The organism is Plantactinospora sp. BC1 (assembly GCF_003030345.1).
Taxonomy (GTDB): Bacteria; Actinomycetota; Actinomycetes; order Mycobacteriales; family Micromonosporaceae; genus Plantactinospora.
This window is the reverse complement of sequence record NZ_CP028158.1, coordinates 186,903-200,284: the sequence shown is the minus strand read 5'-3', so window position 1 is coordinate 200,284 and position 13,382 is coordinate 186,903. Positions and strand designations below refer to the sequence as shown.

The following is a 13,382-nucleotide window of genomic DNA, read 5'->3' as shown; positions in this document are numbered from 1 at the left end:
TTGGTTCGGGCCGATCCTCGGGGTTACCGGGGACCGGACGTGGGCAGGCGGCTACGGGTAGGCGACACCTCGATAGACGGACAACGCCACCCCGAATCCCAGGAAGTGGGTGCTCAGCAGCAGGACCGCCCCGAGCGCGGATCCCACCTTGCCGGAGTGCGCCTGGAGCGGTGGCTTCGCGGCAAAGGCGGCCATCGAGGTCTTGACCGGACCCCAGCAATATGGCCACGCCGTCCCGATCAGGGCCAGGGTCGCCAGCGTGATCGTATTGCTCAGGTTGCTCTCGAACTCCAGGAAGGTGATGCCTTCCGTAACGGTGCCGCCCGCCGTTCGGTCCGCCATCATCGTCGCCATGCGCAAGCCCAGCAGAGTACCCAGAATCGCGCCGATAGCGGCACGGTTTCCGACCGCCGCGACAAACCTCTTCGTCGGCTCCGACCGTCTCGCGACGATCAGACAATAGGCCACCAGGTTCAAGGTGGAGAACGCCAGAAATGCCACGACGGCCAATCCCGCGGCGACCACGTAACGCGCCGAGCCCTGCACGGCGGTGGGGTCGGCGACGTACCTCGGGGCGAGCCAGCCTGCCGCGAAGAGCCCCACGAGCAGGAGAACCGCCAGCGCCGGGCCGGGTTGTGCGGCGCGTTCCATCATCGACCGGTACGGCGCCCCGGGCTCGTCGGAGTCGCGTGTGGCCGCAGCGCGGGTGTGGGGCCGTGGCGGCGGGGCGGCCTCCCGGGTCGCCGTGGAACCTGGCTTCGTCGACCTGTTGCGCCGACCTGCCCGCCGCTGCCCCATGGCACCCTCATCTCGTTCCGGCCGCCATCCGCCGATGGCCGTAGTCGCCCGAGTAGCATCATGCGGTTAATCCGCTCGGTTGCTTCGCCGCCCGAGCGTACTACCGACATTCAACCCCGGGCGGGCCGTGCACGAGGCGCCGCATTCCCCGTACTCCGCATTGTGGGTGCGCGGTCAGCCGGAATTCACCCGTCGACCTCGTTATGACCGCGCGTCTGCGCTCCGCCCGCCCACGCAATCGAAGGCCCAGAAGGCATCGGAGTAGACGAAGGTGCCGGTCATCCATTCCTCGTACGAGGACAGTTTGGCGACCTGAAAGACGCCGGGCGTGTAGCGCAGTGTCGGCGGACGGAAGCCCAGCTTCGTGGCGTCGGCGAAGCCGCGCTTGCCGTAGTAGAGCGGCGAGCCCTCCAGGAACACCAGCGGGACGCCCCGACTGTCGGCTTCCGCGAGGGCGTGCGCCACGAGCCGAGTGCCGATCCCCCGACGCTGGTGCTCCGGCAGCACGCCGAGGGGCGACAGCGAGTACACGTCCACGAGCCGGGGCAGGGCGTCCAACCGGCAGGCGCTGAGCAGCACATGCCCGACCACCTGCCCGGCGACGGTTGCGACCAGCGACAGCGGCGCGAGCGATGCCCGACCGGCGCGGAGCGCATCGACCAGCGCAGGAACCCGATCGCCGTCGCCGAACGCCCGGGCGTGAAGGTCCCGCACGGCCTCGTGATCTTCGGCCCGTTCCTGCCGGACCACCGGCTCGACACATCCGCCGTGAAGGTCATCCCCTGAACTCACCGCGCCAGGCTAGCCCCCGCGACGATCGGCACGCGACGCGATTAACGCAGAACGTGATTATGACGTGGCGACGGCACCGGCGGCGTACTCGGAGAAGATCTCGCCGAGGACGCGCCGTGCGTTTCCGGCGGCCGACTCGTCGGCCTCGCCCAGGGTGTGGGAGCAGGTGACGAGCGTCTTCCAGAGTGCCCAGCCGCGCCCGCGCGCCCAGGTCGCGTCGTCGACGGAGAGTCGCTCCCGGAACGCCTGCCGGCCGTCGGCGGTCAGCAGCGTCCATGCGACGGCCAGGTCACAGGCCGGGTCGCCGACGCCGCACGTCCCGAAGTCGATGACGGCTGCCAATTCGCCGTCGTTGAGCAGGAGATTTCCCTCGGCGACGTCACCGTGGAACCAGCTCGGCACACCGTCCCAGCGAGCGTCCAGCGCGCTCTTCCAGATCTCGCCGGCCAGCTCGACGTCGACATGGCCGTCGAGTGCCGTGAGCGCGTACTGCGCGCGCCCATCGTAGGTGCGCAGCGTGCCGCCGCGGAACCAGTTGTGCAGGCCGGGCCGGGGACCGTCGGTGGGGTCGACGTCGCGCAGGGCCGCTAGGAACTCGGCCAGGCCGACGGCGAACCGGACGGGGTCGGCGATGCGGTCCGCGCGGGCAGGCTCGCCGTCCAACCACGGGTAGATCGACCACGAGTACGGGTAGCCTCGGCCCGGCTCCCCTTTCGCCAGTGGTACCGGAATGGGCAGCGGGAGCCGAGGGGCGAGTTCCGGTAGCCAGCGGTGTTCCTTCGCCACCGCCAGGGCGTATTCGGATGCGCAGGGCAGCCGCACCGACCGGCGGGAGCCCAGGTGGAAGGTCCAGTTGTCCCAGCCGCCTTCGGCCACCGGCCAGACCGGCAGATCGGCCCACTGGGGAAACTGGTCGGCGACGAGCCGACGTACCTGCTCGGCGTCGACGACGATGCGCTGCGGCACGGGACCGAGATCCGGCGTGCCGCTCACCGGAGCGTCCCCATCTGACAGAACAAGCCGCCCCCCGTCGCTTCCGGCGCTCGGCGAGCCTACAAACCCGCGCCACCATCGCGCACCGAATTCCAGGACTGCCACGTCCGCTGCCCCGGTGTCCCACTGCCGGCTATCGCCTACGCCGAGCCTTCGACACCGCCGGCCCGAGGTGTCGGCACCGCAGGGGCCTGGCGACCCTCCCGGTGGAGGTAGCCTTCGATCGCGGACGTCGAGGCAATCGCCGGGCAGCCGACCGGGCAGCGGCGGGCGGGTCCGGTGCGGTTCGGGCGGCAGGACGAGCGACGGGGTGCCCGGGGGGCGGTGCAGGTGACAGCTAACCACGCGATGTACACGCCCGAGTTCTTCGCCGATCCGCACCCGGCGTACGCGCGGCTGCGTGAGCAGGCGCCGGTACATCGGCTTCGCAACCCGAACGGCCTGGAATACTGGCTGGTCACGAGGTTTGACGAGGCGCGGGCGGCGTTCGCCGACGGCCGGCTGTCGAAGGATCCGCGACGCGCCTGGGATGCCCTGCGCGCGGCCGGGGTGGTCAGCGGTGAGCCGGGCGAGGCGACGTTCGACCTGCACACCACCGACCCGCCGGAGCACACCAGGCTGCGGGCGCTGGTGGGGCGGGCGTTCACGACCCGCCGGGTGGCCGAGCTGCGGGAGCGGACCCAGCAGATCGCCGACGGCCTGCTCGACGCCGTCGCCGAGCGGACGACCGCAGACCTGATCGAAGATTACGCGTACCCGTTGTCCCTCACCGTCATCGCCGAACTGCTCGGGGTGCCGTCGATCGACCATGGCCGGTTCCGGGCCTGGACCGTCGCGGCGATGCATCCGCCGTTCGTGACCGACGCCCCGATGTCCAGGCAGGAGGCGCGCCGGCTGCTGCGGGAGTACGCCATCGGTCTGGTGGCGCACAAGCGTGACCAGGCCCGTACCGGTGGGCAGGGCGACCTGCTGACCGCGCTGCTCGCGGCGAGCGACGACGGCGACCAGCTCACCGAGGCGGAACTGGTCGCCCTCACCCAGCAACTGCTCTTCGCCGGCCACGAACCGACGACCAACCTCATCGGCAACGGCATGGCGGCCCTGCTCCGGCATCCTGACCAGTTGGCCACGCTGCGCGAGCGGCCGGAGCTGCTGCCCGGCGCGATCGAGGAGCTGTTGCGCTTTGACGGCCCCACCGCACGTTCTTCGCCGAGCTACGCCGTGCAGGACTTCACCATCGGTGACACCGTTGTTCCGGCTGGCAGCATCGTGATCGTCGGGATCGCGGCGGCCAACCGCGACCCGCGCCGGTTCGCCGAACCCGACCGGCTGGACCTCACGCGCGGCGACGACCGGCACCTGGCCTTCGGGCACGGTCTGCACCGCTGCCTGGGCGCCGCGCTCGCGCGGATGGAAGGATCCGTCGCGATCGGTACCCTGCTGCGCCGCTTCCCCGACCTGCGCCTCGCGTGCGCTCCGGAGGAGCTGAGCTGGCTCCCCTTTCCGGTCTTCCGTGGGCTGGCCGCCCTGCCCGTCCGGGTTGGCTGACGCCGTCATGACGACCGGCCGTCGCGAGTCCTCGATGCTCTATCAGGCCGCCGACGGCCGGGAGCTGCCCCTGCTGCTCTTCGAGCCGGGCGACGACACACGGCCGCGCGCCGGCATCGTGCTGTTCCATGGCGGCGCCCTCCGCGCGGGCTCGGCCGACGGGCTCGCCCCGCACTGCCGGAAATTGGCGGCACGCGGAATCCTCGCGGTGTCAGCCGGTTATCGGCTGCTCGGCCGTGGCGCGGTCAGCATCGACGACTGCATCGCCGACGTTCGGCGCGCGGTCGAGCAGTTCCGCCGGCTGGCGGCGTCGCGCGGGCTCGAAGCGCCGCAGTTGGCCTCGGGTGGCAGCTCAGCCGGTGCTCATCTCGCGATCCTTGCCGCGATGACCCCGGAGGCGTCCGGCACCGCGCCGGAGCCCGGCATCGCGGCCGTGGTCGGCTTCAATCCTGCGGGATCGAATCTGCGCTCCTTCGAGCCGGAGGTGCAGCACCGCCTCGAACAGCAGGTCGGTGTCGCGGCGGGCAGATTGACCGAGTACTCGCTGACCGAGTTCGTGCGGCCGGGGAATCCGCGGATGCAGATCCACCACGGTACCCGCGACGAGGTCGAGCCGATCGACTCCGTGCGGCAGTTCCGGGACGCGATGGTGCGCGCCGGCAACGAGTGCACGCTCCTTGAATACGACCAGGCGGGACACGGGTTCCACTACCCCGGCAACGGCAGCCACTTCGACGACGTCATCGACGCCACCGCACTGTTCCTCCTCGACCGGACCGCAGCGCAGTGAACCGCCGTGCCAAGCCTCAAGATTCTTGGAGATCTGTGGTTCGCTACAAGCCCTGATTCTCCAAGAATCTTGAGAGCCCTTCCACGAATCCACGCCACTGTCGGGGGCCGAACGTCAGGACCGGTCCCTGCCGGTCCTTGCTGTCGCGCACGAAGACACGGCCGGGGAGATTGTCAGCCACCTCGACGCACTGTCCACTCTCGCTGCGTGACGACTTGTGCCAGTTCGGGGCGGTGTTCACGTCCATTTCTCAGTCGTCCTCGTGATCAGGTCTAGGCTTTGGTTACCGGGTAGAGCGTAGTCCCGGATTGCCTCCCAGGCGCCCTCAAGGTCCGTCGTGGCATCCGGGCTCTCTACCACGCGACCCTTCAGGTGCCCTTCCAGGAACCCAACCGACCGGCCGTCCACCGTCGCGACCACCAGCGGCCCGTCCAGCCCCACATAGGCGCCGGCCTCGAACGGGACGACCTGCACCCGGACGTTGGGATGCTCGCACGCCGCCACCAGGGCCTTCAACTGGTCGCGCATGACCTCCGCGTCCCCGACGCGGCGGTGCAGGACACCCTCGTCGATCACCGCGACCAACTGGCAGGGGTCGGGCCGGCGGTAGAGGATCTCCTGTCGACCGAGCCGGGTCGCCACGATGGCATCTATGGAGTCTGGATGGATGCGGAAGCCGGCCAGGATGGCCCGAGCATATGCCTCGGTTTGCAGGAGGCCAGGGACCAGCAGCGGTTGGTAGACCCTGAGGAGGCTTGCCTGCTGCTCGTGCTCGTTGAACGGTCGGTACCAGACCGGGACCAGCTCCTCCTTCACGAACATCCGGTAGAACTGCATGAACGTGGTTCCGAAGGCGCGATCGACCGCCCCAAGATAGTCCGGGAGCGCCGGCCGCTCGCCTCGCTCCACCGCGCCGACATGCTTGGCGGAAAAGTGGATTCGATCTCCCCACGCCTCCTGGGTCAGGCCGAGCAACTCGCGCGTACGGCGTAGGTCCTTTACCAGATATTCGCTCGCGGACATAGGCTCTCACGTCCCCCAAATCACTTCGGCGCCGATGGTCATGTTCGCTGTTCTGCCTGCTGGGTTCCCGTGCCCGACCAGCATCTTCCGCCCTGCTGGGGCCAGGGTCCAGGGTGGAATCCGGGCACTTGCCCGCCCCCGTGACCTTCCAATTCGGGTGGGTGCCCACGGGGGGTGGCGCCGAGGTTCGGAGCCTGGCGCCGCCCCCTCCAATTCCGCCGACGAAAGGCATCATCATGAAACTCTGGCGCGGATTCCGGCCCTATCACCGCCGAAACTGGCGCCGGCTCTGGCGGTATTGCCGGTGCGGCTACCGGTGGCGTTGTCCCGACTCGGCCGAACTGACGCCGATGCCCTGTCAGCCGGCGCCACCAGCGCGACTCTCCCGCGCCGACTATCGGGCCGCCGTCCGGGCGGCGACGCCCGAGCCGGCCCAGCCGGCCGTACCCGCGCCGCAGGCCCGCACCAGGGCGACCAACCGCCGCCACGGCTGGGACGCACCCCTGCACGCCCGACGGACCAACCGGGCGGCCGCCGCGACGCCGGTACGGCAGCAACGGTCCGGGCGCGGCACCAGCGCCCTGGTGTGAGCCGTGATCGGGCCGCAGGAGCGCTGGTACCGACACATGCGCCGGAACCCGCGGCGCTACCCGGCCGGCCGGCACAGCCCGGCGACGACGTACCAGTGTCGGACCTGCCGCGACCCGTGGCCGTGCGCGCCGGCCCGCCTTGCCCTGCTGGTCGGCTTCCGGGGTGACCGGGTGGGACTGATGATGTACCTCGCCGCGCACCTTGCCCGCGCGCTGCGAGCGCTGCCCGACACGCATCCCGCGCTGATCGCCGGGCAGCTCCTCTACTGGGTGCCCCGGCGCCGCTGACCCGTCTCGTCACCCCCGGCCCGCCCCGGACCACTCTCCCCTGGTCCGGGGCGGGCCGCCTGCCGCACGACGGCACGGCACGGCACGGTGCGGCAGACGATACGTCCGATGTATGTGTGCGCTCTCCGGCAGCAGGCTGCCGGCAAAACCTCGCAGCAAGGGATTGACGGATGCAAGACATCCAATGTTAACTGCAAATCACAGACCTGGGTCGATGGTTACCCGGGGTCAACGCGACCTCGGGCTACCGCACCGGCCCGGTCCGTCTCGACGTCGCTCCCCGTTTTCGGCGGATGGGGAGCTGCACCGGCCTCCGGGGCGCGAGACATCATCCACCGGACGATCTAGAAGGGGATCGTGTCGATGAAGGTGAGTACGCCGATCCGCGTCATGCTCGCCGCCCTGCTCACCGGTGGTCTCGTCGCCACCGGCCCGGCCACACCGGCCGCAGCGGCGCCCACCGACGCCGCGTTCAATTCGAGCACCGGCACCCTGAACGTCAACTACGCCAGCTACCTGTCGAAGCACGACATCGTCTACAACCGGCCGAACACCAACCCGCTGCACGGCCTGACCGTCGGCAACGGCAGGACCGGGGCGATGGTGTGGAGCCAGAACGGCCTGTCGATGCAGGTCTCCGGAGTCGACCTGGCCCAGCAGTCGACCTATGCGGCCGGCAACGTCAACCTGTTCAGCAACCCGCAGCTGGACACCGGCTACACCACGTTCCAACAGCGGCTGTCGCTCTACGACGGCACCCTGACCACGAAGTACGACAACAACCGCACCGTCACCATCATGGGCTCGCCCAACTCGGAGGTGATGGGAATCCACGTCGAGGACAGCCGGCCGGGTGTCACCAGCGTCGGCCTCGACCTGAGCCTCTGGGACCTGAACAGCGTCCAGAACATCGCTGACGTGCCGAACCTGACCACCTGGCGCACCGCGAGCACCTTCGCCGACTCGACCGGGGTCGGGATCAGCCGGGGTCAGGCCGACCCGAACAACTTCGGCTACACCCTGGCGGCCACCGTCGAAGGCGCGAGCTACACCTCGCAGACGGTCAACGGCACCCGGGTACGCCTGAACATCACCCCGACCAGCAGCTACACCGTCTGGTTCACCGCCGCCTCCCGAATCAACTCCCCGGGGCAGAACTCGGTGCAGCAGGCGCGCAACCAGCTCGCGGCGGTGAAGGCGACCGGTTACGCCAGCACGCTGAACAACTATCGCAACTGGTGGCACAACTTCTGGGCCAGGTCGTTCGTCCAGTATTCCAACGCGGGCGGGGACGCCGACTACCTGGAGAACGTCTACTACCTGGCCACCTACATGATCGCGGCGGGCGGCTTCGGCAACTATCCGCTGCACTTCATCAACGGAGTCTTCCGGGCCACCCAGGACAACTCCAAGTGGAGCAACGGCTACTGGTACTGGAACCAGCGCGACGTCTACAACTCGTTCTACGCCAGCAACCACGTCGACCTGATGGCCGGCTTCAACCGGCTCTACAGCCGCAACCTGGCCGCGCTGAAGTCCTTCACCACCACCCGGTACGGCAGTGACGGGCTCTGGGTGCCGGAGACGATGGGCTGGGACGGCAACGCCCGGGGCACCGTCAACAGCGACTACGTCAACGACCTCTACTCCACCGGCACCGAGGCCGCCTACAACATGTACCTGCAATACCGGTACACCAACGACGAGAACTACCTGCGAAACACCGCGTACCCGTACATGCGGGAGGCGGTGAAGTTCTACGAGGACATCCTCAGCCGGGACTCCTCCGGCCGCTACTACATGGCGAACTCGAACGCCCACGAGACCTACTGGGACGTCCGCAACGCCATCACCGACCTGGCGGCGGTACGGCTGCTCTTCCCGCTGACCATCGCGGTCAGCCAGCAGCTCGGGCTGGACTCGGGGCTGCGGGCCAACTGGCAGAACATCGTGAACAACCTGGCGCCGTACCAGATCTCGAACGGGGCCTACCTGCCGCACGACCCGCCGTCGTCGCCGACCCGCAACGGGGAGAACGTGGCGCTGGAGCTGGTCTGGCCCTACGACCTGACCGGGATCGGCTACCCGGATTACCAGACCGCGGTGAACACCTGGAACGTCCGGCCGCACCCCTACGGCAACGTCTGGGCCAACGACCACGTGCACGCCGCCCGGCTCGGGCTCGGCAACCAGGCGTTCCAGGGCATGCGGACGATGCTCCAGAAATATCAGAACTATCCGAACGGGATGACCAACAACACCAACGGGGTCTTCGAGTACCTCGGCATCCACCTGGCGGCGATGAACGAGTCGCTGATGCAGTCGTACAACGACAAGATCCGGGTCTTTCCGGCGGTGCCGACCGACGCGAGCTTCGTCGGCAGGTTCACCCTGCTGGCCAAGGACGGTTTCCTGGTCAGCTCCGAGCGGGAGGCCGGCGAGATCAAGTACGTCGGGCTGCGCAGCCTGCACGGCAAGCAGGCCCGGGTGGTGAACCCGTGGGGCAACCAGGAGGTACGCGTCCGGCGTACCTCGGACAACGCCGTCCTGACGACCAGCACGGCCGGCGAGATCGCCTTTGCCACGGCGGCGAACGCGAACTACGTGCTGGAACGGACCGGCAAGCCGCTGGCCAGCTACTCCGCCGCCACGCTGACCGGCAGCGCCAACCAGGGCGCGAAGGCGCTCTCCGGTACTGCCTCGACGCTCGGCCTCGGCGGCGGCCCCGGCAACCCGGGCGGCGGTGAACTGGTCAACAACACCCTGCTGAGCTACGACGCCAACTGGCACCTCACCACCGCCCGCGGGTACGGCGACTACAACGACGACACCCACCACAGCACCACGGTCGGGGCGACCGCCTCCTACACCTTCACCGGGACCGGCGTCGAATACCTCTCGGAGCGCTTCAGCGACATGGGCAACGTCGACGTCTATCTCGACAACGTGTTGCAGGCCAACGTCAACCTGAACGCCTCCGGCGCCCGGCAGGCCCAGCAGGTCGTCTGGCGCCGGACCGGGCTGTCGAACGGCCAGCACACGATCCGGATCGTCAACCGGACCACCTCGGTCGGCATGGTCGACGCGCTCCGGATCCTCACCGGCGGCAGCCAGCCGTCCGGCGGGGTGGCGCTGCGCGCCCAGGCCAACGGCCAGTACGTCAGCGCCAGCGACGCGGGCGCCGGCAACCTGGTCGCGAACGCCGCCGCCGTCGGCTCGTGGGAGCAGTTCGACCAGGTCGACCTCGGCGGCGGCACCATCGGACTGCGGGCCAGGGTGAACAACCAGTTCGTCTGCGCGGAGAACGCCGGGGCCGACCCGCTGATCGCGAACCGGCCCTCGGCCGGGGCGTGGGAGACGTTCGCCCTGGTCCGCAACTCGGACGGCTCGGTCAGCCTGCGGGCCAACGTGAACGGCAGGTACGTCGTCGCCGAGAACGGCGGCGCGGCGCCGCTGATCGCCAACCGGGACTCGATCGGCCCCTGGGAGAAGTTCGACCTGGTCCCCGCCTGACCGGCCACGGCCGGCGGGTCCACCCCCGACCCGCCGGCCGTGGCGGCGGGACAGCCGCATCCGCCGGCTCTTCCGCCAGTACCACCGGGTCGGGCATCGGCGGCCGCGTACCCGGACCACCCCACCGCGCACCCCCACCGAACCGCCGGAGTACGCCATGAATCGAAGACTTCCCGCACGTCGTACCGTCGCCGCCGTGGTGCTGGCCACCGTCGCGGCGCTGCTGCCGCCGCTGGTCGCGGTCGGCGTCGCCGCCCCACCGGCGACCGCCGCGCCGCCGCCGACCACGCAGTTCGAGAAGGTCAAGCTCGACGGCGGGCTCTCCATGGGCGAGCCGATCGAGCTCTCCGTGCTGCCGGACGGCAAGGTGCTCTACATCAACCGGGGTACCAGCTCCGGCGGCGGGCAGGTCCGGCTCTACAACCCGGCCACCGGTTCGACCACGGTGGCGCTGACCTTGCCACTCGACGCCCGGTTCGAGGACGGGCTGATCGGCATCACCCTGCACCCGCGCTTCGCCACCAACCGCTGGGTGTACCTCTTCTATTCGCCGGTCGGCACCCCGCTGGTCAACCGGATCTCCCGGTTCACCTTCGACACCGGCACCCTGCAACTGGGCGCCGAGACGAAGCTGATCGAGTGGCCGACCGAGCGGCGGCTCTGCTGCCACTCGGCCGGCTCGATGAGCTGGGACAGCAACGAGAACCTCTACTTCGCGGTCGGCGACAACACCAACTCCGGCGGCGACTCGGCCGGGATGGCGCCGATCGACGAGCGCCCCAGCCGCGACCCGCAGTACGACGCGCAGCGCACCTCGGGGAACACCAACGACCTGCGCGGGAAGATCAACCGGATCCATCCGGAGGAGAACGGCGGCTACACCATCCCGGCCGGCAACCTCTTCGCGCCGGGGACCGCGCAGACCCGGCCCGAGATCTACGTCATGGGGGTACGGAACCCGTACCGGATCTGGGTCGACAGGAAGAACGCGAACACCCTCTACTGGGGCGAGGTCGGGCCGGACGCGGGTGCCACGGTCGCCAACCGGGGGCCGGCGGCGTACGACGAGTACAACCGGGCCACCGCGCCGGGCAACCACGGCTGGCCGTACTGCGGTGGGCCGAACGTCGCCTACAACGACTGGAACTTCGCCACCAACTCCCCGCGCGGCTGGTTCCCGTGCGGCGGCGGCACCGGGCCGGTCAACGACTCGCCGAACAACACCGGGCTGCGGCAGTTGCCGCCGACCCGGGGCGCGCTGGTCTGGGAGCAGCACGGCGGCAGCCGGGAGTGGCCGGCGCTGGACAACCCGGGCGGCTGCGGCTCGCCGAACCACGCCGAGGTCTACCACTACGACCCGAACCTGAACTCCGAGGTGAAGTGGCCGGCGTACTACGACGACAAGCTGATCATCACGGAGTACTGCCGCAACTGGATCAAGGAGGTCCAGTTCGACAACGGCAACCCGCGTACCGGCAACCCGACCGTCATCGAGCCGGTCCTCGCCGGGATGCAGTTCGTGCACCCGATCGACATGGAGTTCGGCCCGGACGGCTCGCTCTATCTGCTGGAGTACGGCAACGGCTACTTCTCCGGTGACGTCGCCGCCGGCCTCTACAAAATCAACTACGTCGCCGGGGGCCGCTCCCCGACCGCCGTCGCCACGGTCAACCGGGACAACGGGCTCGCCCCGCTCCAGGTCGCCTTCTCCAGCGCCGGCAGCTCCGACCCGGACGGCGACCCGCTGAGCTACGCCTGGGACTTCGACAGCAACGGCACCGTCGACTCGACCGCCGCGAACCCGACGTACACCTACACCGGCAACGGTGACAAGCGGGCCCGGCTGACCGTCAACGACGGCACCGGGCGGTCCGGCACCACCCAGGTCGCGATCGTGGTCGGCAACAACCGGCCGACGGTCACGCTGGACGGGCTGCCGAACGGCGGGATGATCTCGTGGGACGAGAACGTCACCGCCACGGCGACCGCCACCGACCCGCAGGACGGCGCCGTGCCCTGCGCCAACGTGGTGATCCGGGCCGCGCTCGGCCACCAGGAGCACGCCCACGAGGAGGGCCAGGGCACCGGCTGCGGCTTCACCGTCAACACCGGACCGGTGCACGCCGGCCCGGACTCGGTGCTCTTCTTCGTGCTCCGCTCCAGCTACACCGACCGGGGCGCCACCGGCGCGGTGCCGCTGACCGGGGAGAAGGAGATCACCCTCTGGCCGAAGCAGTGGCAGGCCGAGCACTACGTCTCGGTGCACGGCCCGCAGGTGATCAACGCCTCCGGCGCCGAGGGCGGCCGGCGGCTCGGCGACATCCAGACCGGCGAGTACGTCCGGCACCACGCGGTGAGCCTGAAGGGCATCACCGGGGTACGGGCCCGGGTCTCGTCGGACAAGGCCGGCAACGTCGTCTCCTTCCGGTACGACTCGCCGACCGGCCCGGAGGTGGCCAGGGTCACCGTGCCGAACACCGGCGGCTGGGACAACTACACCGAGGTCAGCGCCCCGGTCAGCAAACCCGACGACGGCACCCACGACCTCTACGTCGTCTTCACCGGCGGCAGCGGCGGCGCCCTGCTCGACCTGGACAGCTACACCTTCACCGGCGCCGGGGTCAGCACCCCGGCCGGCGGCGGCGGGCCGCGTACCGGGCCGATCCGGGGCATGGACAGGTGCGTCGACGTCAACGCGGGCGGCACCGCCGACGGGACCCGGGTGCAGATGTGGGACTGCATCGCCGGCTCGGCCAACCAGACGTGGACGCTGCCCGGCGACGGCACGATCCGGGCCCGCGGCAAATGCCTGGACGTGGCGGCCAGCGGCACCACCAACGGCACCCCGGTGCAGCTCTGGACCTGCAACGGCAGCGGGGCGCAGCAGTGGGCGGCCGGCGCCAACGGCAGCCTGCGCAACCCGCAGGCCAACCGGTGCCTGGACATCCCCGGCTCGAATCCCGGCAACGGCCGGCAGTTGCAGATCTACGACTGCAACGGCACCGCCGCGCAGAACTGGACCCTGCCCTGACCACGCCCCGTCCGCC

General features: G+C 69.8%; 11 protein-coding genes. 6 read left to right on the top strand and 5 right to left on the bottom strand.

Annotated features, from left to right (window positions below):
* Positions 1-51: 51 nt before the first annotated feature.
* From C6361_RS00800 to C6361_RS00790, 3 genes are all read right to left on the bottom strand, one after another.
* Entirely contained in the window at positions 52-654 is a 603-nt protein-coding gene (locus C6361_RS00800; protein ID WP_107266407.1) for a hypothetical protein, read from the bottom strand.
* A gap of 345 nt (positions 655-999) precedes the next feature.
* Entirely contained in the window at positions 1,000-1,590 is a 591-nt protein-coding gene (locus C6361_RS00795; protein ID WP_234359237.1) for a GNAT family N-acetyltransferase, read from the bottom strand.
* Positions 1,591-1,647: 57 nt separating this feature from the next.
* On the bottom strand, positions 1,648-2,583 hold the full coding sequence (locus C6361_RS00790) for an aminoglycoside phosphotransferase family protein (protein WP_234359236.1): 936 nt from the start codon (positions 2,581-2,583) through the stop codon (positions 1,648-1,650).
* 330 nt (positions 2,584-2,913) lie between these two features.
* Between C6361_RS00790 and C6361_RS00785 the strand changes: the two genes are divergently transcribed.
* Both C6361_RS00785 and C6361_RS00780 read left to right on the top strand, forming a co-directional pair.
* Positions 2,914-4,131, top strand: a complete 1,218-nt coding sequence (locus tag C6361_RS00785; RefSeq protein WP_234359235.1) for a cytochrome P450 — start codon at positions 2,914-2,916, stop codon at positions 4,129-4,131.
* A 34-nt stretch (positions 4,132-4,165) separates the two neighbouring features.
* Positions 4,166-4,921 (top strand): alpha/beta hydrolase, encoded by a 756-nt coding sequence (locus C6361_RS00780; protein WP_159079105.1) that lies wholly within the window; start codon positions 4,166-4,168, stop codon positions 4,919-4,921.
* Positions 4,922-4,964: 43 nt separating this feature from the next.
* Here the strand turns inward: C6361_RS00780 and C6361_RS00775 are convergent, their stop codons facing one another.
* Positions 4,965-5,168, bottom strand: coding sequence for a DUF397 domain-containing protein (locus C6361_RS00775; protein ID WP_107266404.1), 204 nt, complete (start codon positions 5,166-5,168; stop codon positions 4,965-4,967).
* Positions 5,159-5,944: a helix-turn-helix transcriptional regulator gene (locus C6361_RS00770; protein WP_107259774.1), complete on the bottom strand. Its 786-nt coding sequence runs from the start codon at positions 5,942-5,944 to the stop codon at positions 5,159-5,161. The genes C6361_RS00775 and C6361_RS00770 overlap by 10 nt, the downstream gene beginning before the upstream one ends.
* A gap of 350 nt (positions 5,945-6,294) precedes the next feature.
* Here C6361_RS00770 and C6361_RS00765 point away from each other — a divergent pair, with 350 nt between their 5' ends.
* The 4 genes from C6361_RS00765 to C6361_RS00750 all read left to right on the top strand — a co-directional run bounded on the left by C6361_RS00765 (position 6,295) and on the right by C6361_RS00750 (position 13,366).
* Positions 6,295-6,534, top strand: coding sequence for a hypothetical protein (locus tag C6361_RS00765; RefSeq protein ID WP_107266403.1), 240 nt, complete (start codon positions 6,295-6,297; stop codon positions 6,532-6,534).
* Between the two features lie 36 nt (positions 6,535-6,570).
* Complete coding sequence (locus C6361_RS00760; protein ID WP_234359234.1) at positions 6,571-6,822, top strand: flavin reductase; 252 nt, start codon at positions 6,571-6,573, stop codon at positions 6,820-6,822.
* Between the two features lie 363 nt (positions 6,823-7,185).
* Entirely contained in the window at positions 7,186-10,335 is a 3,150-nt protein-coding gene (locus C6361_RS00755) for a glycoside hydrolase family 95-like protein (RefSeq protein WP_234359233.1), read from the top strand.
* Positions 10,336-10,492: 157 nt separating this feature from the next.
* The gene (locus C6361_RS00750; protein ID WP_107266402.1) at positions 10,493-13,366 is read left to right on the top strand and encodes a ricin-type beta-trefoil lectin domain protein; all 2,874 of its coding nucleotides are present in this window, start codon (positions 10,493-10,495) and stop codon (positions 13,364-13,366) included.
* Positions 13,367-13,382 lie beyond the last annotated feature (16 nt).